The sequence below is a fragment of the Nonlabens ulvanivorans genome, assembly GCF_032922765.1.
Classification (GTDB): Bacteria; Bacteroidota; Bacteroidia; order Flavobacteriales; family Flavobacteriaceae; genus Nonlabens; species Nonlabens ulvanivorans.
In genome coordinates this window covers 989,192-1,009,955 of record NZ_CP136694.1, presented here as the reverse complement: position 1 = coordinate 1,009,955, position 20,764 = coordinate 989,192, and the positions used below count along the sequence as shown (strand labels likewise).

23 protein-coding genes are annotated in these 20,764 nt (G+C 34.2%); 7 read left to right on the top strand and 16 right to left on the bottom strand.

Annotated features, from left to right (window positions below; all coding sequences use genetic code 11):
- Positions 1-17 precede the first annotated feature (17 nt).
- The 7 genes from R1T42_RS04640 to R1T42_RS04610 all read right to left on the bottom strand — a co-directional run bounded on the left by R1T42_RS04640 (position 18) and on the right by R1T42_RS04610 (position 5,897).
- On the bottom strand, positions 18-845 hold the full coding sequence (locus R1T42_RS04640) for a heat-shock protein Hsp90 (RefSeq protein WP_317291479.1): 828 nt from the start codon (positions 843-845) through the stop codon (positions 18-20).
- Between the two features lie 177 nt (positions 846-1,022).
- Positions 1,023-1,214, bottom strand: a complete 192-nt coding sequence (locus R1T42_RS04635) for a cold-shock protein (RefSeq protein WP_042288823.1) — start codon at positions 1,212-1,214, stop codon at positions 1,023-1,025.
- 179 nt (positions 1,215-1,393) lie between these two features.
- Positions 1,394-1,585 carry a cold-shock protein gene (locus tag R1T42_RS04630; RefSeq protein ID WP_036579162.1) on the bottom strand — a complete coding sequence of 64 codons (192 nt, stop codon included), beginning with the start codon at positions 1,583-1,585 and terminating at the stop codon, positions 1,394-1,396.
- Between the two features lie 170 nt (positions 1,586-1,755).
- Positions 1,756-3,066, bottom strand: coding sequence for a DEAD/DEAH box helicase (locus R1T42_RS04625; protein WP_317291478.1), 1,311 nt, complete (start codon positions 3,064-3,066; stop codon positions 1,756-1,758).
- 154 nt (positions 3,067-3,220) lie between these two features.
- Positions 3,221-4,324, bottom strand: coding sequence for an MBL fold metallo-hydrolase (locus tag R1T42_RS04620; protein ID WP_317291477.1), 1,104 nt, complete (start codon positions 4,322-4,324; stop codon positions 3,221-3,223).
- Between the two features lie 34 nt (positions 4,325-4,358).
- The gene (locus R1T42_RS04615) at positions 4,359-4,874 is read right to left on the bottom strand and encodes a membrane protein (RefSeq protein ID WP_036579166.1); all 516 of its coding nucleotides are present in this window, start codon (positions 4,872-4,874) and stop codon (positions 4,359-4,361) included.
- 18 nt (positions 4,875-4,892) lie between these two features.
- Positions 4,893-5,897, bottom strand: coding sequence for a glycosyltransferase family 9 protein (locus R1T42_RS04610; RefSeq protein ID WP_317291476.1), 1,005 nt, complete (start codon positions 5,895-5,897; stop codon positions 4,893-4,895).
- 304 nt (positions 5,898-6,201) lie between these two features.
- Between R1T42_RS04610 and R1T42_RS04605 the strand changes: the two genes are divergently transcribed.
- Positions 6,202-7,386, top strand: a complete 1,185-nt coding sequence (locus tag R1T42_RS04605) for a GAF domain-containing sensor histidine kinase (RefSeq protein ID WP_317291475.1) — start codon at positions 6,202-6,204, stop codon at positions 7,384-7,386.
- Positions 7,387-7,435: 49 nt separating this feature from the next.
- Here R1T42_RS04605 and R1T42_RS04600 read toward each other — a convergent pair whose 3' ends face one another.
- From R1T42_RS04600 to R1T42_RS04570, 7 genes are all read right to left on the bottom strand, one after another.
- Entirely contained in the window at positions 7,436-7,861 is a 426-nt protein-coding gene (locus R1T42_RS04600) for a PepSY-like domain-containing protein (protein ID WP_317291474.1), read from the bottom strand.
- 82 nt (positions 7,862-7,943) lie between these two features.
- The gene (locus tag R1T42_RS04595) at positions 7,944-8,831 is read right to left on the bottom strand and encodes an EamA family transporter (protein ID WP_317291473.1); all 888 of its coding nucleotides are present in this window, start codon (positions 8,829-8,831) and stop codon (positions 7,944-7,946) included.
- Positions 8,831-10,378: an SDR family oxidoreductase gene (locus tag R1T42_RS04590; protein ID WP_317291472.1), complete on the bottom strand. Its 1,548-nt coding sequence runs from the start codon at positions 10,376-10,378 to the stop codon at positions 8,831-8,833. The genes R1T42_RS04595 and R1T42_RS04590 overlap by 1 nt, the downstream gene beginning before the upstream one ends.
- Before the next feature lie 36 nt (positions 10,379-10,414).
- A complete protein-coding gene (locus R1T42_RS04585; RefSeq protein ID WP_036579175.1) occupies positions 10,415-10,870 on the bottom strand; it encodes a KTSC domain-containing protein in 456 nt (151 codons plus the stop codon).
- A gap of 62 nt (positions 10,871-10,932) precedes the next feature.
- Positions 10,933-11,961 (bottom strand): hypothetical protein, encoded by a 1,029-nt coding sequence (locus R1T42_RS04580; RefSeq protein ID WP_051788595.1) that lies wholly within the window; start codon positions 11,959-11,961, stop codon positions 10,933-10,935.
- Between the two features lie 28 nt (positions 11,962-11,989).
- Entirely contained in the window at positions 11,990-12,979 is a 990-nt protein-coding gene (lpxD, locus tag R1T42_RS04575) for a UDP-3-O-(3-hydroxymyristoyl)glucosamine N-acyltransferase (RefSeq protein WP_317291471.1), read from the bottom strand.
- A 118-nt stretch (positions 12,980-13,097) separates the two neighbouring features.
- The gene (locus R1T42_RS04570; RefSeq protein ID WP_317291470.1) at positions 13,098-14,141 is read right to left on the bottom strand and encodes an NAD(P)-dependent alcohol dehydrogenase; all 1,044 of its coding nucleotides are present in this window, start codon (positions 14,139-14,141) and stop codon (positions 13,098-13,100) included.
- 152 nt (positions 14,142-14,293) lie between these two features.
- Here R1T42_RS04570 and R1T42_RS04565 point away from each other — a divergent pair, with 152 nt between their 5' ends.
- Genes R1T42_RS04565 through R1T42_RS04555 form a run of 3 tightly spaced genes read left to right on the top strand, consistent with a single transcriptional unit; the run spans position 14,294 to position 16,294 of the window.
- Positions 14,294-15,208: a septum formation inhibitor Maf gene (locus R1T42_RS04565; RefSeq protein WP_202963629.1), complete on the top strand. Its 915-nt coding sequence runs from the start codon at positions 14,294-14,296 to the stop codon at positions 15,206-15,208.
- Positions 15,205-15,759: a mechanosensitive ion channel domain-containing protein gene (locus R1T42_RS04560; protein ID WP_036579183.1), complete on the top strand. Its 555-nt coding sequence runs from the start codon at positions 15,205-15,207 to the stop codon at positions 15,757-15,759. The genes R1T42_RS04565 and R1T42_RS04560 overlap by 4 nt, the downstream gene beginning before the upstream one ends.
- Positions 15,737-16,294 carry a hypothetical protein gene (locus tag R1T42_RS04555; protein ID WP_317291469.1) on the top strand — a complete coding sequence of 186 codons (558 nt, stop codon included), beginning with the start codon at positions 15,737-15,739 and terminating at the stop codon, positions 16,292-16,294. The genes R1T42_RS04560 and R1T42_RS04555 overlap by 23 nt, the downstream gene beginning before the upstream one ends.
- Here the strand turns inward: R1T42_RS04555 and R1T42_RS04550 are convergent, their stop codons facing one another.
- The gene (locus R1T42_RS04550) at positions 16,295-17,539 is read right to left on the bottom strand and encodes an FAD-dependent oxidoreductase (protein WP_317291468.1); all 1,245 of its coding nucleotides are present in this window, start codon (positions 17,537-17,539) and stop codon (positions 16,295-16,297) included.
- A 148-nt stretch (positions 17,540-17,687) separates the two neighbouring features.
- On the opposite strand from R1T42_RS04550, the gene R1T42_RS04545 reads away from it, so the two are divergent.
- Positions 17,688-17,978, top strand: a complete 291-nt coding sequence (locus R1T42_RS04545) for a DUF3817 domain-containing protein (protein WP_042249214.1) — start codon at positions 17,688-17,690, stop codon at positions 17,976-17,978.
- Here the strand turns inward: R1T42_RS04545 and R1T42_RS04540 are convergent.
- On the bottom strand, positions 17,975-18,373 hold the full coding sequence (locus tag R1T42_RS04540; protein WP_036579187.1) for an acyl-CoA thioesterase: 399 nt from the start codon (positions 18,371-18,373) through the stop codon (positions 17,975-17,977). The two genes, R1T42_RS04545 and R1T42_RS04540, sit on opposite strands and share 4 nt — an antisense overlap.
- A 172-nt stretch (positions 18,374-18,545) precedes the next feature.
- Between R1T42_RS04540 and R1T42_RS04535 the strand changes: the two genes are divergently transcribed.
- Positions 18,546-19,361 (top strand): TrmH family RNA methyltransferase, encoded by an 816-nt coding sequence (locus R1T42_RS04535; protein WP_317291467.1) that lies wholly within the window; start codon positions 18,546-18,548, stop codon positions 19,359-19,361.
- A gap of 43 nt (positions 19,362-19,404) precedes the next feature.
- A complete protein-coding gene (locus tag R1T42_RS04530; RefSeq protein WP_317291466.1) occupies positions 19,405-20,640 on the top strand; it encodes a M48 family metallopeptidase in 1,236 nt (411 codons plus the stop codon).
- Positions 20,641-20,764 lie beyond the last annotated feature (124 nt).

Sequence of the window (20,764 nt, the reverse complement as noted above, 5' to 3'; positions counted from 1 at the left end):
TTTATATCAGATAAGTTTTACTCACCAGGCATAGCAACCTCTCCAGCACCATCAGGTTGTGCATAGAAAGAATCTTCTTTATTAACAAACTGGATATTTTTTATAGTAGCCAGACCTATTTGATTGGTATAACCATCTTGAGGATTCCAATTATGAAAAGACCAATTAGTAGCAAACGGCACACCGTCAACCATAGTTAACTCGTTATATTTTGCAGCATGTGGTTCTTTTTCTGCAGCCTCAACTCCTTTACCATAACTAACGATGTAAGCAACTCCTGCAAGAACATTAGTTTCTGGGTTTTTGTAAACCTCGTACCAGTCCTCAGAGGTATCACCTACTCCATTTTCAAAAGATAATCGAGCTGTCGGAAAAGTTGTATCGCCCCATGTCATTGCTTTTTCATCTTGCCAAATCGTACCGCCATCGTTTAATTTATATGGCATAGAAAAGAAATATGGCCAAGTGAAGATGTGAAATCTAGTCATTGGGTTAGTTAAATCAGCTTCATTACTAGCGAATACTTTATCACCATCAAAAACAATTACACTACCATCGTTTTTCACCATATGCATCATTGAACCATCTGTTTCCTGAGTAATTACACCTTCAAAGATTGTATTACCACCAAATGCTACACTAAAGTCATATTGTACTGCATCCTTATCTAAAAAAGCATCTTTTTTGTGTGCCATTTCAATCGCTGCTGTAAACTCACTAATAGGCTCTAAATCAACTATATCAGTAACTTTGGTCGTTTCTTTTGTTATCTCAATTTCTTTTTGTGCTTCCTTACAACTCGTAATAGCTATGGCTAAGCCCCATATCAGTAAGATTTTTTTCATAATTATATTTTATTTTTTTGGAAATACAAATTTCCATATTAATTATCATTTGAGTTGTGATGTGCTGTTAAACTTATCTCAAGCTTTATCTCTAATTATTGATGATTCTAGAAAATAGATCATAAAAAAGCCCATCACTATGGATGGGCTTTTTCTAAAACTTTAAAAATATATGTCCTATAGAACTTTAACGTTCACGGCATTTAATCCTTTGTTTCCTTCTTTAAGATCAAATTCTACTTCGTCACCTTCACGAATCTCATCGATTAATCCTGAAATGTGTACAAAATGATCTTTGTCTACTCCTTCTTCAGTGATGAATCCAAATCCTTTGGTGTCGTTGAAAAATTTTACTGTTCCTTTACTCATTGTAATGTAATTAAATTTATTATACTGTTTAGTTAGCAAAGCACGTGCCATCTTTTAAACCAACTATTATATTCAAATCTCTACTCTTGTTAATACCACTCATCATCAATTCACAAAAAATAGCGCATAAAAAAACCCATCACATGGATGGGCTTTTTCTTAAACTTTGAATATATGTCTTAAAGAACTTTTACGTTCACTGCATTTAATCCTTTGTTACCTTCTTTAAGGTCAAATTCAACCTCGTCACCTTCACGGATCTCGTCGATTAATCCTGAAATGTGTACGAAGTGATCTTTGTCTACTCCTTCTTCAGTGATAAAACCAAATCCTTTAGTCTCGTTGAAAAATTTTACTGTTCCTTTACTCATCTTAATGTAATTAAATTATATAATGTAAGTTGCAAAGATAGAGCCATTAAACTGCTAATCGGCTTTATTTTTTGATATATCTTCATTTATTGAGGCTTAACAAGCCTTTCAAGCTTATAAAACTAATATATAACGACTAAAAGGCATTCTTTTTCAAGCAATTAGATTAACTAAAGTTCATAAATGCGCACCTTTTTCTTTTTAAGCCGCGTATTATTAGTCTTTTCAATCACATCATAAAGTTTTTTCTTAGGTACAGCTACAAAAGCACAATCCTGTTTCAACTCTATAACTCCTAACTCATTTTTATTTAATCCACCTTGTTTAAAGAACAACCCAGCGATATCACCTTTAGAAATTTTATCCTTACGACCACCAGAAATAAATACGGTAGCCCATTCTGTTTGTAAAGAACTTTTAATAGCATCTGGTACCAGAACGTCTTCTGTTGTTATAAATTCCGGCACGGTTTCTTTATTCCACTGCAATACATATGCAGTTCCAGCGGCATTCATACGTGCCGTTCTACCATTTCTATGCGTAAACTCTTCTGCCTTTAGAGGCAATTGATAGTGTATGATATATTTCAATTCTGGAATATCTAATCCACGTGCTGCAAGATCTGTTGCAATGATAATTTGATGAGTACCGTTTCTAAATTTTATCAGCGCACGTTCACGCTCTTGTTGCTCCATACCACCATAGAAAAGTCCATGTTCAATATCGTGAGTACTTAAGTATTCGCTAACAAAATTGATCGTGTCCTTAAAATTACAAAATATGATACCTGGCTGGTTTCCTATATGGTGTAATAATTCTACTAACGTTTTTAATTTATCCTTATCTGGAGAGCTCACTTTTTTAATAGCCAACTCTTTAACACCTGTCGCGGTATAATCTATTACCTTAGGATTTTTAACTCTTGCAAAATCTGGTATACGTATGTTTTGAGTAGCACTAGTTAGAATTCGCTTTTTAACATTGACTAGGGTACTCATGATATCACTCATTTCACGTTCAAACCCTATTTCTAGAGACTTATCAAACTCATCAAGTACAATTGTTGTAAGATCATCAATTGAGAAACTTTCACGATCTAGATGATCTAGCACACGACCTGGAGTACCTATTAATATAGTTGGTGTATGGGCAAGTTCTATTTTATCTTTTGATATAGGACGTCCACCATATACTGCGTTTGCCTTAAAACCAGTTCCCATATCACGTATCACTTGCTCAATTTGAATAGCTAGTTCTCTCGATGGAACTATGATAAGAAGCTGTACCTCTTTAATTTGTGGTTTTAATAAATCAATGACGGGTAATAGAAAAGCGAGCGTTTTTCCGGTACCTGTAGGTGACAGTAAAATAGTATTAGGATAGGCAGGTATGGTTAGTAAGGCCTGTTCTTGCATAGGATTCAGTGTTGTGATTCCTAATTTTGCAAGTATTTGTTCTTGATTCTTTATAGTTGTTGACATAGTGCAAAAGTAGTCGTTTCTTATAAGGTGATGCCTTAAGAATGATCATAAGTGAGTTTGATGATATACTTGCTCAGTAAATAGGTATTCCGCTTTCGCGAAAGCGAGGTTAAAGACGGATATTATGCAATGTAATGTTCAATAAATCGAACCTCTACTTCCACCACTGCCCATAAGCTGATGCAGTATCATCGAGATGTATCACATCACCAATTTGAGGTGTGATAACAGGTAGATTTAATAATTCACCAGCAGTAGTAACACGATTCACTGGATCTCGCCAATCATGTAAAGCTAGTTTGAATCCTGCCCAGTGAATAGGCATTATTACGCGAGCATTAAGATCCTTACCAGCTTGAGCTGTTTCCTCTGGCATCATGTGAATATCAGACCACAACTCGTTGTACTGACCGCATTCCATTAAAGCTAGATCAAATGGACCATATTGATTCCCAATAGCTTTAAAATGATCGCTATAGCCACTATCACCACTAAAGAATAACTTTTCAGTCTCATTTTGTATCACCCAACTACTCCATAAAGTACTTTGCTCTGCTCCTATCTTTCTACCAGAAAAATGTTGTGCTGGCGTACACGCTAGTTGTATATCACCTAGTGTCACCTCTTGCCACCAGTCTAGTTCTGTAATAGCACTGGACTCTATTCCCCATGCTTCTAAATGAACGCCTACACCTAATGGGACATAATAATGAGAAACTTTATCTTTTAAAGCTATAATAGAATCATAATCTAGGTGATCGTAATGATCGTGAGATATAATAACGGCATCAATAGACGGTAAATCTTCAATTTCAATAGGTAATTCACTATTAAAACGATTTGCACCTAACCATGGATGTGGAGCTGCCACATTACCAAACATAGGATCTATGAGAATGCTTTTATCATTCATTTTTAAATAAAAAGCAGAATGACCAAACCATATCAATTGTGTAGAATCCTGTTCTTTTAATATCTTTTTATTGACTTTTTGTACCTGAAGATCATGTGATGGTGATCCATTAGGAACCTTAGTAGTAAAGAACTTATAAGCGACACCTAAAGTTTTACTTAACCCTAAATCAGGTGGTACACTAGCATCAATGTTTCTAAACTTATGATCAGAAAAGTTTGATGATGATTGATATAAACGTTGTCTATCTTCATTTACATCACCTCCAAAAGTGGGATAGAAATTGACAAATACAAAATATACTACAACAAGTAAAATAATGATGCTAAGGATGGTCCAAATCATGCGTCGTAGTATTTTTTTAAATGTCTTCAATTCTTTAAATAAATAACAAAACTAAGGCTAGCACTATACCAGCTGCCGTATAATACATTCCTTTTTTGAATATAGAAGTACCAGGCATAAACATCCAGAAACTGGATAATACAAAGAATAATAATCCTAGACCAAATGTGATATTTAAAAAGAATAAAGGTTGGCTAGATTTTGCTTTGTGTAAGTGAGTCATTTTATCCAAAACATATGGTAATTCCATTTTTGTATAATTTACAGCACCAGTTGCTTTGTTATAATCTCCATTTTTAAAGGTCAATACATCGCCATTCACTTTTTCTATCTTTAATCGCTTATCACCTATAGCCTGTCCTAAAGCTTTCTCATTGAGTTGTGCATTAATTGTTTTTGTATAGGAAACCTCGCGTTTCATTACATCACTATCACGGAAAATTAAAACAATACCACTTATTGCATAAATAGCCATTATTCCTGCAAGGAAAAACCCTAAATAGCGGTGAAATATTCTCATTTTAAGCGATGTAGCACTTGGTCTTGCCATAATATATAAAGTTTAAATTTATTTAATAACGCCATCTACGGCTTTAATTATTTCATCATAGGTTAAGTCTCCTGTAAATAAGGAAAAACTCTTTCCGTTAAAAGGTTCGTATACGTGACGATTAGTTCTTGAAAACAATCCTACAACAGGTGCTCCAGATGCGCTTGCAAGATGCATGATTCCACAATCGGCACCTATCCACACATCAGTATGAGAAATGAAAGCTGCAATTTCTCTTATATCCTTACTGTAATAAGATGGCGCTGTAAAATTGATTTGTGAAACATTTTCATAAGGCAACACCTCTACAATGTGATAATCTGGATACTCTAATTGTAATCTTTTATAAAACGGTATCCACCACTCTGGTTGATAACATTTATCTCCAGTAGCAAATGTGAAAATTGAAATGACCTTCTTTGAATCATCAACTATTTCTCGTAGTCTTTTTAGTCCACTTTGTAATTCCTTATTACTAAGTTTTAAACTTAGGTTAGGTACTGGTAAATTATCACTAATAAAACCTAATCTTCTCATATAAGCTCTGAAGGCATAGACTTGTTCTTTTGCGATATGACGTCCATCCTCAAACTGTTGAGTAAAGTCTTGTCCTTCTTCTCCAAAGACTTTATACTTAGCTCTGGCCATTTGTGTATATAATCGACCAGAAGAAGAGCCTATCACAGCGTTAATAGCAAAATCATATTTGTATTTGCGAACTGATGTTGCTCCTTTAATATAATATTTAAGATTCTTAAATGGTTTCTTAGGAAGTCTAGTGATATGATCAACTGCTTCATAATTTTCAAAGATTATAGGCCCTAGAAACCCTTGAACAATTAGGTCAATTTTTGCATTAGGAAAAGTACGTATGACTTCTTGTACTAAAGGTGTTATTAAAATAAGATTGCCCAATCTATGATTAGTGCGCACGATTAACACTCTTTTTACTTCTTTAAGATCTTTTAAATCGTCAAGCATCGGTTCATGATTGCTCCCTAACTTTCTCGTTAGAGATTTCATGATTTTCCTGCGATAATTATTGACTTTTTTAAAAGACGCCATTGTTTTATTTCAAACGAATGGCAAAAGTAAGCAACAGCAACCAAAGTGTTTAATTAAATAATTTATTTTAATCTGTGAGGTTTTTAACGATCTCGCTTTCGCGAAAGCGCAATTATCATGATCTATATAGCATTAACTATAATAATGATAAGCAATAACATATAGTCTTTAAAAAAGTGATTTTCAGAGTATATATCAATGATAATACTCTTAATTTACAGTTATAATTTGACAACAATGATAGCTGCACCTATTCCTAAAGATGAGATTCAAAAGACAGGCTGCTGTAGAAAAGTATAAATTACTAGATACCATGCCCGAGGAAAACTATGATAACATCACTTCTACTATTTCTAGTATTTGTGAGGCTCCTATTTCATTGATTACTCTAGTGGATAAAGACAGGAATTTTTTAAAATCAAGACAAGGTGTTGATTTAAGTGAATCACCACGAGATATTTCTTTTTGTGGGCATGCTATTGTAAGTAAGGAAGATATAATGATTGTTCCCGACGCTAGAGAAGATGAACGATTTAAAGACAATCCATTAGTAGAAGGTTTAAAGGCTATATTTTATGCAGGTGTACCTCTTGTAGATGTAAACGGTTATAAATTAGGGACTTTATGCGTTTATGATCATAAGCCACGAGTATTAACTGGTCATCAAATTAGTGCTCTTAAAGCAATGGCTAAACAGGTGATGTCTCTCTTTGAAGAACGATTTAAAACCTTTGAATTAGATAGATTAGGCAACATATTAAAGGAGCGAAATGATGAGTTAAAAGATTTTGCAGGTATTGTGTCACACGACTTAAAAGCACCGTTGTCTAATATCCTTATGATATCAGATTTACTTAAAGAAGATTCAACTAGCCTATCCTCACAATCGATAGAGTATCTAGGTATTCTTAAAGATAGTACTAAAAGTATGAGCCGTTATATAGACGGCATGTTGCAATTTTATCGCAGTGAAGAATTGGTTACTGAGAACTATGATAATGTAAGTTACGTGGATTTAATTGAAGATGTTATTTCTATGACTGTAATGGATGATAGTGTAGAGGTTATTTATATACCAGAAACAGACACAACGCTGGTAACTAATGAAATAGCACTTCAACAAATTCTAATTAATTTATTTACTAATGCTGTAAAATATAGCGATAAATCAAAAACAGCTATAGACGTTGTTCTGATAAATCATTCTAATGAATATGAATTACATATTAAAGATAACGGAATGGGTATTGCGCCAGATAGAATAGAATCAATTTTTAAGTTATTCTATATAGCCACTCAAGAGGATAAGAATGGTAAACCAGGAACAGGAATTGGTCTGGCTACCGTCGCTAGACTTTTAGAACACATGAATGGTAGAATTGAAGTAAGCTCAGAATTAGAAAAATGGACTGAATTTAAAATTTTTCTTCCGAAAAAAGAGGTATAAAAAAACGTCGAAATAAAATTTCGACGTTTTTAAATTAAAGATTATAAGCTTAAACTTTAGTTCCATCTTTTCGGTACATGACGTCCATGTTTTTTCCTTTCTGTTCAAATTCAATATCATAGAATTCACCTTGAGTTGCGCTAATGACGTGCTCGGCCTCAGTAATTTTTTTATCTGGGAACTCTCTTTCTATCGCTTCTTGAATAGCCTTAGGAATTTCTGAGTCCTTAATAGAATTTTCAGTTTCTCTCCATGTGCCATCGGCATGAAAATCTGCCCTGTATTTCTCACCATCTTTTTTAAAATGTGCTTCCCAATAGCCATGATCATCAAGCTCAAAATCTGGATCATTTTCTCCGGGATATTTAGTTTGAAATGCATTTATGACTTCTTGCGGCACCTTATCAGATTTCTCTTGACAACTTGCGGTAGTTGAAATAAATAAAATTAAAAGTGATAGTATGGTAATTTTCATGTTCTTAATTTTCTAACAATGTACTATACTTAAAGTTATACATGTCTTAAGACTATAATAATTACTGTTAGGGATTGTTAAATCAACGCACTTTGCGGCTGTTTATAAAATATACACCTGTAAGCATTATAGCTGCCGCAATCATGGATTGAACTGTAATGGTTTCATTTAGGAAATACCAACCCAGTAACAAAGCGATAATTGGATTAACATAGGATGATGTGGCTACCTTTTCTGTACTCACAACTTTAAGTAGATAGTTAAAAGCTGTAAAGGCAGCAATACTACCGAATAGTATCAAACAAACAAGAGAAATGCGTGTTTCAAATTGCCAATCAATAGGTGCTATCCACTTTTCATCAAAAGCCCAACTACTTATAGCTAGAATAACTCCAGCACTTAACATTTGATATCCAGTAGCTATAAAAAAGTTTGATGGTGTATCTGCCTTTGCTATGAACAAGCTACCGGCACTCCAACTTATAATACAACTCATGATCATTAAAATACCTATCCAACTATCTTCTTGCATTTGTAGTCCTTTCTGACTTACTAATAAGTACATCCCAAAGAGACCTAATGCAACTCCTATGATGGACTTGATTTTTAGAGATTTGCGTTGTACAAATCGCATCATTAATAACAAGACTAACGGTTGTAATGAAGCTAATAAAGAAGCAAAACCACTATCAACATATTTTAACGCCCATACAAAAACACCATTTCCATAGGCTAGAAATAAAAACCCAGCTAAGACAGTATTGAGAAGTTGTTTTTTTGTGATGGTAAGTTTTTTACCCGACAAAACTGCAATAACAAATATAATAGCACTTGCTGTGCTAAATCTTATGGAAGCAAGCATAAATGGTGGCAGTTCTGTTACCGCCATTTTATTCCATAAATATGTAGAACCCCAAAAAACGTAAACCGCAAAAAAAGAAAGGATGATTAATACTGGTTTCTTTTCCATTACCAGCTTATAGGTCTGTAATCTTTTAAAAACTTACCACACCAATGCTTTCCAGTATTGATACCGTCAAATAAAGGATCTAAAACTCGTGCGGCACCATCTACAATATCTAATGGTGGCTGAAAATCGTGTAATTCTTGTTTTCGTTTTGAAAGCTCGGCCGGATCTTCATCTGTCACCCATCCGGTATCAACAGCATTCATGTATATTCCATCCTTAGCTAGTGTTCCCGCAGCAGTATGGGTAAGCATATTAAGGGCTGCTTTTGCCATATTAGTATGTGGATGACGATCTTCTTTAAAAAAGGTATGAAACTTACCTTCCATGGCGCTAACATTGATAATATGTTTTTTACCCGTATTTTCTTTTTTCATCAACTCAGCAAGACGATTACAAAGTACAAATGGAGCCACAGAATTTACTAACTGTACCTCAATCATCTCAGTTGTTTCAATTTCCCCTAATTTTAGTCTCCAGCTGTTTGTTTTCCTCAAATCTACCTGTTGTAAATCTGCATCCAGTTCACCTTCGGGAAAAACTTCTGGAGCACTAAGGGCTTTGTCAAAACTATAAGGAATTTGAGAAAGTTGAGCACTAGCTCTTAATCCTATGCCAGGTTCTGGACCATGCCATGTTACAGGCATGTTCTTATTTGATGAAGCTGCTGGTGAAAGTGCTTTAATCTCTGCAAGGCAATCTTGATGATCCTTAAGTAACTCTTGAGCATAAGGTGGTAACTCACTGTAGTCTAAGTTTTCATTTGGCATTAAATGCGCATAAAAACCGGATGGCCTACGTACTGTTTGTGCTGCATTATTAATGAGAATATCTAGCTTTTCATAGCGTTGTTCTATGAAATTACAAAAGATTTCTACACTAGGAATATGTCTTAAATCTAAACCATGAATTTTCAAATTATGTGCCCAATCATTATAATCGGGTTCTTTTGAAAAACGTATAGCACTATCTGCAGGGAAACGTGTTGTAGCAATTACGGTAGCGCCACCACGTAGTAACATTAAGGATATATGATATCCTATTTTCAATCTTGAACCTGTAATTAGAGCTACCTGACCTTTAACGTTTGCAGTTTGAAAGCGCTTTGCGTAATTGAAATCACCACAATCTGTACACATCTGGTCATAAAAATGATGCAACTTTGTGAACATCGTTTTACAGACATAACAGTTTCTAGGAGTACTTAATTCTCCTGGTTCCTGTTGTTCAAGCTGTTGTTGCAGTAAGATTTGTGGAGCAACAAAGACACTAGCTTCACGAGCACTGCGTATTCCAGTTTCTTTACGAGCGTGTTTATCTCTAGTTGCTCTTTTGCGTTTTGCAGCTTTTACAGCATCCTTTTTTCTTCTTTTATATTCGTCACGACTAGGTCTAGAGAGCATTCCAGCTTGTTTAATAAGCTCTATACGCGTCTCCATAGGAATTTCAAATATCTCATCAGTATCTGTATTCAATCTATTAAGAATATCAATACACTGTTGTATCTCTTCTGGAGATAAAGATTGTTGAGATGATTTAAATTCTGCCATGGCCCTAACTATTAAAACAAAAATACAAGGATATAATTATGCTTGATCTTGGTCTTGATCTTTTTTAGACTTGCGATAAAGGTAATTACTAAAGATATTACGTTTACCAAATCTATAACGGTTGTCTGCGTTTACTAACTTACGGAAAACAGGCTTTTGAACACCAAAATATTCATAAGTTGATCCATCAGTAAAGGTTACCTCTAATACTTGACCTTTATGATCAAAGTCTTCAATACCTGTGTTAGTTATTGTTTCTGTATAAGCCTCTAGGTTTGCTTCCTTAGTTTCTGGAGCAATACTTACTAGAAAATGATAACCATCAATAATCTGACGACTCATAACCTCTGCTTCTTCCTTCTTATCATCACCATCCTGAAATTTATCTGGATGCCATTCTTTTACAAGATTGCGATAACTCTTCTTAAGTTCTTTAAGATCAATATTCTTTTCAACACTGAACATCTTCTTGTACTGATTAATACGCTTCATTTTCTACTTTTTTATAGCGCGCAAAAGTAGTCTATTCTTTAACGATAATTACGTTAAATATGCTAGCCTTGATTTTTATTTTCAAGTTCGTTAGGATCTAACTGTAATTTTTTAGGTTTAATCACAAATGGCGTAAACCAATCCCATGTCACACCAACTGTAAAGCGAGGAAAATTATCTACAAAACGGTAATTATAGTTATCTCTTCCAAAAGAGAATTTTGTAAAAAAGCCTAAATCATTATCCCATGGATATAAAATTCCAGTAGTAACTGATCGATACGGGACACTGGAAGGATGAGAACCTATGGTATAATCAAACTGCTGACTTAATGTAAAACGCATTTTTTTAAGATGGGAAGTAAACTCATATCCTAGCTCAAACTTATGTCTACCGTAAATGTCAATATCCTGTGGATTATAACCACCAAAATCAATTAAGCCCATAAATTTATCATGATACAATTGATAGGTAGCCGTCATAGAATGTATTTTTTGGGGAATATTGTCTTCGTTAAACGTATTTAATCTATAGTTAAAACTAAAACGAGTCAAGTTAGTGGAGAAATTACCTGTACTCCTATTAAGTAGTGCTGCAAGATCAGTATCATCAGTAATACGATCGTAAATTGCAATACTTTCTTCAGAATTATCTTCAAACTCAGTACTGAAAGCACTGCCTGCTTGCCCATTACTAAAATGACCTGACTCTATAGCTGCCGTTAGGAAGTTATCATCATCAGTTTTAATAATACGTTGCCATCCTATAAGAACTTTATAACTAGGTGTTTTAACTGGCTTAGATTCTTCATTATAGATTCTAAAATGAGGCTGAAAAGATAAGTAAACTGCATCACCGCTAGTAATTGTATCTTGATTTAAAGAACGACGCATATCGTTATAGAAACCATAGTAAACCACAGGAGTTGCCTCTAAAAGAATTTGTTCATATGGATTATTACCTAATCCTATAGACGCTTCTGGTCTTACTGATATTGGATAATAATCTTTAAATCCTTTTAATTGATCTGTTTGCGCGTTTGAAACACTCACAAATAATAGTAATGATAATAACTTCACAAACTGATTCATGATCAAATAGTAATAATAAAAAACATCTTTATTTAGCAAGCTTGCGCAGTGCAACCCATTGCTTAAGCATCTCTCGAGAGTCCGTTGCTGGATAGCCCAGTACTGTTTTACCAGCAGCTACATTATTCATAACGCCACTACCAGCACCTACCGTTGCTCCTGACTCAATAGTTGTATGATCTTTTATAGATGCACTACCACCTATAATTACTCCATCACCTAAGGTTACAGACCCAGCAAGACCACTATGACCTGCCATGATACAACATCTTCCTAATATACAATTATGTGCAATTTGTACTAGATTATCAATTTTACAACCATCACCTATTATAGTTGAATTAAACTTAGCTCTATCGACACAAGAATTAGCACCTATCTCCACGCCATTACCTATTACAACATTTCCTATGTGAGGTATTTTAATAAGTCTACGACCATCATCTGATGGACGATATCCAAAACCATCTGCTCCTATACTCACGTTATTATGAAATATACATTGAGCACCTATTTGAGAACGTTCTCTAATCACCGTTCCAGACCAGGCAACTGTTTGTGGTCCAATAGTAGAGTCATCAAACACGCTTACATTATGATATAATTTCACTCCATCGCCCAAGGTTACATTTTTACCTACATAGCAATGCGCACCTATTTGGACACCTTTTCCTATAGTTGCCGTTTCGTGTACCACTGCTGTAGGATGAATATCTGTTTCAAAAACAGGTGTAGGTGGTAAAAAAGCTTCTAACATGTTAGCCATAGCTAGATCTGCGTTTTTTACTTTTATTAAAACGCGATTATCACCTGGCGCTAGTTCAATATTTTCACTAATTATAGCAATTGATGCCTTAGAATCTGCCCAGAATTTTGCATACTTCTTATTTCCTATAAAGGTTAAGTCAGATTTTGTAGCTTTTCTTATTTCTTCTATTCCTGTGATTTCTTGAGTGGTAGATCCTATAAGGGTACCTTCTAAAACGTCACAAATTTGTTGGGCAGTAAATGAATTCATTAAAATATATAAAGATGAATGGTAAAACTAACTCTTAACAGGCATAAAAAAAAACTCAGCACCATAGATGCTGAGTTTTTAATAGCTTTAATGAATACGCTTTCGCGAAAGCGAGATACTACAACGTCTCCATATCAATTACAAAACGATACTTAACATCGTTTTTCTGAACGCGTTCAAAGGCATTATTAATATCTTGCATGTCAATCATTTCAATATCTGATGTGATATTATGTTCACCACAGAAATCTAACATCTCTTGCGTTTCTTTAATACCACCTATTAATGATCCAGCTAATTTTTTTCTTCTTAAAATAAGATTTGCACCGTGCACATTCTCTAAAGGTTCAATAGCTCCTACTAAACACATGGTACAATCTCTTTTAAGCAAGGCTAGATAAGGATTAACGTCATGGCCTACCGGTATCGTGTTAAGAATAAAATCAAAAGAATCATTGTGTTCTTTCATTTGACTTTCATCTTTTGAAATAATTACTTGATCTGCTCCTAGTCTTTTAGCATCCTTTGCTTTTTCTTCACTAGTGGTAATCATCACTGTTTCTGCTCCCATTGCAGCAGCAAATTTGATTCCCATGTGACCTAGACCACCAAGGCCAATAATACCTACTTTATCACCTTTTTTAACATTCCAGTGTTTTAATGGTGAATAGGTTGTAATACCAGCGCATAAAAGTGGTGCAACTGCTTTAGTATCAAGGTTAGTCGGTACTTTAAGAACAAATTCCTCTCTTACCACTATAAGCTTAGAATATCCTCCTAGTGTATGACCTCCTAAATGTGGATCTTTACTATTATAAGTACTGGTAGAACCATTCTCACACCACATTTCTTGATCTTCCTTACAAGCACTACATTCCTGACAAGAGTCAACCATACAGCCTACTCCTACTAAGTCTCCTACTTTATGATTAGAAACATGGCTTCCCACAGCTGTCACTTTACCTATTATCTCATGTCCTGGTACGATAGGATATTTTGCATTTCCCCAATCGTTAAGCTTTGCGTGTATATCACTATGACATACACCACAATACATGATGTCTATGGAAACATCGTTATCTAATAAATCACGGCGGTTAATATTAACTTCTTTTAAAGGCGCATCGTTTGCAGATGCTGCATATGCTTTTACTTCTTTCATAGTTATTAATTGTAGATACAAAATTTATAAAAATTATTGATTGATGGTACTAGAGAAATCATAAAGTGTTTAATTTTAAAAAGAAATACTTAACGCCATTTTAAATTAGTATTGAAATGACAAACAGTATCTTTACTATAAGATTAAAAACCATGAATAAATTTCTCTACATCGCTATTGCTTTAATTATAACTTCTTGTAATTCTAAAACATCAAGCACCAATACAGATCATAGTACTGATAACAATCGTCTAGAATCACTAGAAGATCTTACCTTAACACAAGACTTTAAAGACTATTGGTACAGTGGTAAGGCAGAAATTTCTAGTTATGAACTCTCACAATCTAGATATGGAGAAATGCGTGATGGAAAATCTGTGATGATTTTTGTTACTGAACCATTCAATACAGTAGATGAAGTTAAGGCTGATAATCCATCAGATGATAATCGTCCTGTTATGAAACTAAATGTAACTAGAGATTTTAATACAGGTATCTATCCTTATTCTATTATGAGTAGCACCTTTTTACCATTAGATAAGAAGGATAATGCGATTAAAATATCTTCTAGTATTCAAGAATGGTGTGGACATACATACATGCAATTAAATCAATACGATAAGGTGTATGATGTAAGTTTGTTTTCTTATTTCCAGTCTGAACAAGAAGATTATTTTGAAGTCGAGCATGTCATGACTGAAAATCAAATTCCTGTGCAATTAAGGATAGACCCGACTTCAATGCCTACAGGCGATTTAAAATTAATTCCTAGTCTTGAGTATTTAAGATTAAAGCATGTCGAGACTAAACCTTATGAAGCAACTGCAAGTTTTAGAGAGATTGAGGATGGTTATTTATACAGTGTTAGGTACAAAGACTTAGATCGTATTATTGCTTTTAAAACTCAAAAAGAGGCTCCTTATAAAATCCTTTCTTGGATGGAGCGTTATAATGATAATGGTCAACCTGCCGTTTCTACAGGTACGTTAATTAAAACATTAAATACACCTTACTGGTCACAAAAAGGTAGTGAGTATCAAGTTTTAAGAGATAGTTTACAATTATGATCGATTTCTTAACCAGGACTGAAGTCATATTCACAATTGTTATCCTAATACTAACAATTGGTGTACACCGATTTGTGACATGGAGTGCTGCAAAACTTTCAAAAGATCTTAATCGATCAAAATTAAGACGTCAGTATATCAATAGATATGTAGGTTACTTACTATGGACGTTATCAACCATTGCAATTATTTTTGTTTGGGGAATTTCTAAAGACGGTTTCTGGACAGCACTGGCATCTACGTTTGCAGTAATAGGTGTTGCGTTGTTTGCAAACTGGAGTATTTTAAGCAACCTAACCTCTAGTTTTATACTATATTTTGCCTTTCCATTTAAAATAGGTGATCGTATTAGAATACATGATAAAGATTTACCGGTAACTGCTGTAATAGAAGACATTAAAGGCTTTTATACCGTACTTAAAACTAATGATGGCGAGACCATCACCTACCCTAATAACCTACTAATGCAAAAAGGTGTTAGCATTCTAGGAAATAAAAAAGAGTCTGTTTTTGATATTAACCATGTAGATGCTGATCCTACAGCAAGATAAACGGACTGTGATAGATTATGTTTTCAACATTGCAGGTACTTTAGCAATTGCTAGTGCTTTATTTTATATCATATATAGCAATTTCTTTAAGGATCGTTCTAAAAATCAATGGATTTCAAACGAAACTATAATTACATTTGATTTATTAACACAAAGAAAAGAATTACAACAATACCTTACTAATCTGTTCTATGAAGACAGTAATAAAAACAGAAGTGCTGTAATAGCTTTTGATAATGATTATGTACAATATGCCATCTATTCAAGAAGGGATATCAAATCACGTCCTATTTATTGCGAGGCTTCAAGTGGTGATTTTAATAAAACAGTTATCAGAACTATAGAACCCAATTATTCTCTATTATTAAAAAACGGTTTCTCTAAAGAGCTAGAATATAAATCTAACTACTCTAAGGAATACGATCGAAATCAAATTACAACCGTCGAAATAATTGAAGAACTATTCAGAATCATGGAAAAAGTATATCATATTGATTTTTCTACATCTAAAATTATAGAAATCACGCACTTTTAGTTATACAAAAATTCCATTTTCGATATTACTAATTACCGCTTGCGCTGCAGCCTTACCATTCAGCATTGCCGCATTTAATGATCCATTGCTTAATTGATCACCAGCTAAGAAGATGTTTTGAGTAAGTTGAGTTTCAGTAGGGCTCATAGCATATTGAATGCTATCAAAGGTTGGCAATGCCTTTTTAATTTCCATCATTTGAATCAAATCGCCAGCTTTAATATGAGCCTGCTCTATAAGTTCTTTACGCACACGTTCTTCTAGTTGATCTTTAGTGAGATCATGTTTTGCCACAACGCTTACACTAATCACCTTTGGATGATTTTCGAAAACGTCATTTAGAAAATGAAAGTTATTACTTAAACAATCATCACCAGCAATTAAACCGATGATAGGCTGGTCAAAACCATGATCATCTGTATCAAAATATAAAGTCTGAACACTGTGCCATGGCTTATTTGACTTAGGTAAATTGGGCACTAAAACATCTGCAGGAGTAGCTATAATAGTATAATCACTCTTAAGATTGTCGCCGTTAACTAGTTGAATTGTATCTGCAACAACTTCTTTAACGGTGGTGTTTAATTGGATTTGTCCATCTAATTGATGAGCCATTTGTTCAGGTATTGCTTTGATTCCAGCAGCAGGAATAGTTGCGTTTCCTTCACTGAACATTTTAAAGACAAACTCAAACATACGACTACTCGTTTGCAGTTGAGTTTCTAGAAAAATACCGGTATAAAAAGGCTTAAAAAAGCTTTTGATCATCTTTTCAGAAAAACCATAATCTTGAAGATATTGAAGAGTAGTTTTTTCTGGGCTTTTAAAAATATCTATTAGATTCTTCTGTTTTAGCTTTCGCGAAAGCGTGTATACCTTCCATTTATCACTGACACTACCTACTCCAGCAACAATCGTTTTCCACGCATATTTCATATCACGTTGCGCATCACCTATTACGTGCTTTTTACAATCGATATAAATGACAGACGCAGGACTAAACTTTACTAAGTCTAAAGCATCTAAATTAAGGAACTCTTGCGCTGCTGGATAATGATCTAATAATACCTGAAAACCATGATCAAGCTTCATTGCGCCATTGATAGTTGTGTTTACTCGACCACCAATTGTAGCAGCCTGTTCTAATACTTGAGCATTATAACCAGCTTTTTTTAATGTAAGAGCCGCAGCTAGTCCACTTACACCAGCACCTATTATATGAATCTTTACGTCTTTATGAGCCATCAATATTTATTAAGATTACAAAGATAATAGCGCGACATCATCTACTTCCATTTTAACAAATATTTTACCAACAATTACATGCTTTTACAATCATGATAAGCAGTAAAAAAATCGCTAGAGCTTATCTTTGCATTTATAATTCATTGCTATGAACAAGTTTTTCAAATATCTAGCCATTACAGAAGGTTATTCTTTTTTATTAATCCTTTTTGTAACCATGCCGTTGAAGTATCTAGCAGCAATGCCTATGCCTAACAAGATTATAGGAATGGCTCATGGTGTCCTTTTTCTTTCTTACATAGTCGTAGCGATATTAGTAGCTCAATTAAATAAATGGAGCTTTAAAACTTTACTTATTGTTTTAGCGATGTCTGTTGTACCATTTGGAACTTTCTGGATGGAAGAAAAATACTTGAACGATGATCAAGTAAAAGCTTAAAAGCCTTTCTTTTTCATTCGATCAGATTGATATTCAACTTCGGTCTTTCCATGTGCGAGAGGTTTACCATCTTCATCAAGATTTACTAAGATGATGTTTTCAATAGTAATGATTGTTTCATAAGTCATCTTATTACGCACCTCGCATTTAAGATCTATAGATGATCTACCGAATTTGTTAACCTCTAGTCCTATTTCAACAATATCTCCAGGTTTTGCACTGGCTCTAAAGTTGATCTCACTCATGTATTTAGTTACCACCTTTTGATTCTCTATTTGGATTATAGCATAAAGCGCTGCTTCCTCATCAATCCATTCTAGCAATCGGCCACCAAACAAGGTGCCATTAGGATTTAAATCTTCGGGTTTGATCCATTTTCTAGTGTGAAAATTCATAAATTTTATTTTAATATAAAGATAATAGAATCATGGTTGCGGCCGAGTAAAAGTAGATACTCAAAATCAATAATTAAATAAGAAAAACTGACTATAAACGCAATCTATTATCTATTTAAAAGATTGTATCATCATTTTAAATATCACTCAATTTCCACTTACCTTTGCTTTAATGAAACACATTACCAGTCCACACAACGCCATCATCCGTCATGCAGAATTATTGCAACGCAAGAGTAAAGCACGTAAAAAAGAAGGTCTCTTTCTTGTAGAAGGACAACGCGAGGTGATGCTGTGTAATCAAGGTGGTTTTGAGTTACAACAACTATTAGTTTGTGGATCTATTCTTTTAAATACAGAAGATTTTGAAGCTAGTGATGTCTACCACAAAATAAATATCAATAGTAATCCAGAAGTTATATCAGTTACTCAAGAAGTGTATGAGAAACTTGCATACAGGACAGGAACAGAAGGTGTTATCGCTTTCGCAAAAGCAAAATCTCAACAACTACAAGATTTAAAATTATCTAAGAATCCTTTAATCCTTATAGCAGAATCACCTGAAAAACCTGGGAATTTAGGTGCTATTTTAAGAACTGCAGATGCTGCAAAAGTAGATGCCGTTATCATCGCAAATCCAGTAGCAGATCTTTTTAATCCTAACGTAGTACGATCTAGCGTAGGTTGTGTGTTTACCGTTCCTACTGCAACAGGCACAACTAGCGAAGTAGTGGATTTCTTAAAGTCCAAAAACATCAACTTATATGCAGCTACATTACAATCTAGTGAACGCTATGATGTCATGGATTATACTACCGGAAGCGCCATTGCACTAGGAACTGAGGCAACCGGATTATCTCAAGAAATGCGAGACGCTGCCTTGAAAAACATAATTATCCCCATGAGTGGCGCTATAGATTCTATGAATCTTTCAGTAAGTGCAGCAATATTAATATTTGAGGCAAAAAGACAACGAGATTTTAAATAATCAAAGCTTCTTATTTACCATTACATTTGTGAAAAATTAACCTATGGACGCTATTTCATTGTTCTATCTAATTATAGGAATACTTGTTTTTGATTTTTTATTAGATCAATTATTAGGTTATCTTAATTATACATGGTATTCTAAAAATGTTCCCCAAGAATTGAATGACGTCTATGATGCCGATGAGTATGCTAAATCACAAGAGTATAAAAAGACCAATTATCGATTCAGTCTATTAAGCAGCAGTATTTCCTTTATTGCAATTCTGATTTTTTTATTTTATGATGGATTTGCTCTTATCGACACATGGGCACGTACTTTAGTAAATCACGATACACTAGTTGGCTTATTATTTTTTACTGTCATTGCGGCCGCTGGTGAAATCATCTCACTACCTTTCTCCTACTACTCTACTTTTGTGATTGAAGAAAAATTTGGTTTTAATAAAACAACGATAAAGACTTTCATCATCGATAAAATCAAAGGTTGGTTGCTTACCGCAATTCTAGGCGGTGGAATATTGTCTCTCGTTATTATATGTTATGATTGGGCTGGAGCTAATTTCTGGTGGTACGTATGGATTTTGATTTTTGAGATCTCTCTATTGATGAATATGTTCTATGCGCGCTGGTTTGTACCACTTTTTAATAAACAAACACCTCTAGAAGAAGGAACTTTAAAAACGTCTATTGGAAATTATGCACAAGGTGTAGGTTTTCAACTCGATAAGATTTTTGTGATAGATGGTAGTAAAAGATCTACTAAGGCTAATGCGTACTTCAGTGGTTTTGGAAGTGAGAAACGTGTAACACTTTATGACACATTAATTTCTAAATTAACTGAAGAAGAAATAGTTGCCGTACTAGCTCACGAGGTTGGGCATTATAAACGCAAACATATCATTTATAACTTGATAGCAAGTACTATTACGACAGGTTTTACACTTTGGTTGTTTTCATTATTTGTCGATAGCGCTACACTTTCAGAAGCTCTAGGTGTGGCCATACCTTCTTTCCATGTCGGTTTAGTGGCATTTGGACTGCTCTACTCGCCTATTTCTACGATTACTGGAATAGTGATGAGTTCGCTTTCGCGAAAATTTGAATATGAAGCCGATGCTTTTGCAAAAGATACTTATAAAGGAGAACCGCTCATCGATGCACTTAAAAAATTGAATAAAACCAGTTTAAGCAATCTTACACCGCATCCAGCTTATGTCTTTTTCAACTACTCGCATCCTACACTATATCAAAGAATGATGGCGATGAGAGAAAATTAGACAATTGTATCCATCAATGAAATTCAATCAATTGCTAAGATGAAAAATTTCATTTCAATCAGAAAATTAATTTGAAATAACCATTAATTTCAAATTAAAGTTAGCCTATTAGTTCGAGTTCAAA

What these genes read in the sequence shown, in the direction of transcription:
- R1T42_RS04640 (WP_317291479.1), bottom strand. Translation starts at nt 845, where the DNA reads ATGAAAAAAATCTTACTGATATGGGGCTTAGCCATAGCTATTACGAGT.
- R1T42_RS04635 (WP_042288823.1), bottom strand. Translation starts at nt 1,214, where the DNA reads ATGAGTAAAGGAACAGTAAAATTTTTCAACGACACCAAAGGATTTGGA.
- R1T42_RS04630 (WP_036579162.1), bottom strand. Translation starts at nt 1,585, where the DNA reads ATGAGTAAAGGAACAGTAAAATTTTTCAACGAGACTAAAGGATTTGGT.
- R1T42_RS04625 (WP_317291478.1), bottom strand. Translation starts at nt 3,066, where the DNA reads ATGTCAACAACTATAAAGAATCAAGAACAAATACTTGCAAAATTAGGA.
- R1T42_RS04620 (WP_317291477.1), bottom strand. Translation starts at nt 4,324, where the DNA reads ATGATTTGGACCATCCTTAGCATCATTATTTTACTTGTTGTAGTATAT.
- R1T42_RS04615 (WP_036579166.1), bottom strand. Translation starts at nt 4,874, where the DNA reads ATGGCAAGACCAAGTGCTACATCGCTTAAAATGAGAATATTTCACCGC.
- R1T42_RS04610 (WP_317291476.1), bottom strand. Translation starts at nt 5,897, where the DNA reads ATGAAATCTCTAACGAGAAAGTTAGGGAGCAATCATGAACCGATGCTT.
- R1T42_RS04605 (WP_317291475.1), top strand. Translation starts at nt 6,202, where the DNA reads ATGAGATTCAAAAGACAGGCTGCTGTAGAAAAGTATAAATTACTAGAT.
- R1T42_RS04600 (WP_317291474.1), bottom strand. Translation starts at nt 7,861, where the DNA reads ATGAAAATTACCATACTATCACTTTTAATTTTATTTATTTCAACTACC.
- R1T42_RS04595 (WP_317291473.1), bottom strand. Translation starts at nt 8,831, where the DNA reads ATGGAAAAGAAACCAGTATTAATCATCCTTTCTTTTTTTGCGGTTTAC.
- R1T42_RS04590 (WP_317291472.1), bottom strand. Translation starts at nt 10,378, where the DNA reads ATGGCAGAATTTAAATCATCTCAACAATCTTTATCTCCAGAAGAGATA.
- R1T42_RS04585 (WP_036579175.1), bottom strand. Translation starts at nt 10,870, where the DNA reads ATGAAGCGTATTAATCAGTACAAGAAGATGTTCAGTGTTGAAAAGAAT.
- R1T42_RS04580 (WP_051788595.1), bottom strand. Translation starts at nt 11,961, where the DNA reads ATGAATCAGTTTGTGAAGTTATTATCATTACTATTATTTGTGAGTGTT.
- lpxD (WP_317291471.1), bottom strand. Translation starts at nt 12,979, where the DNA reads ATGAATTCATTTACTGCCCAACAAATTTGTGACGTTTTAGAAGGTACC.
- R1T42_RS04570 (WP_317291470.1), bottom strand. Translation starts at nt 14,141, where the DNA reads ATGAAAGAAGTAAAAGCATATGCAGCATCTGCAAACGATGCGCCTTTA.
- R1T42_RS04565 (WP_202963629.1), top strand. Translation starts at nt 14,294, where the DNA reads ATGAATAAATTTCTCTACATCGCTATTGCTTTAATTATAACTTCTTGT.
- R1T42_RS04560 (WP_036579183.1), top strand. Translation starts at nt 15,205, where the DNA reads ATGATCGATTTCTTAACCAGGACTGAAGTCATATTCACAATTGTTATC.
- R1T42_RS04555 (WP_317291469.1), top strand. Translation starts at nt 15,737, where the DNA reads ATGCTGATCCTACAGCAAGATAAACGGACTGTGATAGATTATGTTTTC.
- R1T42_RS04550 (WP_317291468.1), bottom strand. Translation starts at nt 17,539, where the DNA reads ATGGCTCATAAAGACGTAAAGATTCATATAATAGGTGCTGGTGTAAGT.
- R1T42_RS04545 (WP_042249214.1), top strand. Translation starts at nt 17,688, where the DNA reads ATGAACAAGTTTTTCAAATATCTAGCCATTACAGAAGGTTATTCTTTT.
- R1T42_RS04540 (WP_036579187.1), bottom strand. Translation starts at nt 18,373, where the DNA reads ATGAATTTTCACACTAGAAAATGGATCAAACCCGAAGATTTAAATCCT.
- R1T42_RS04535 (WP_317291467.1), top strand. Translation starts at nt 18,546, where the DNA reads ATGAAACACATTACCAGTCCACACAACGCCATCATCCGTCATGCAGAA.
- R1T42_RS04530 (WP_317291466.1), top strand. Translation starts at nt 19,405, where the DNA reads ATGGACGCTATTTCATTGTTCTATCTAATTATAGGAATACTTGTTTTT.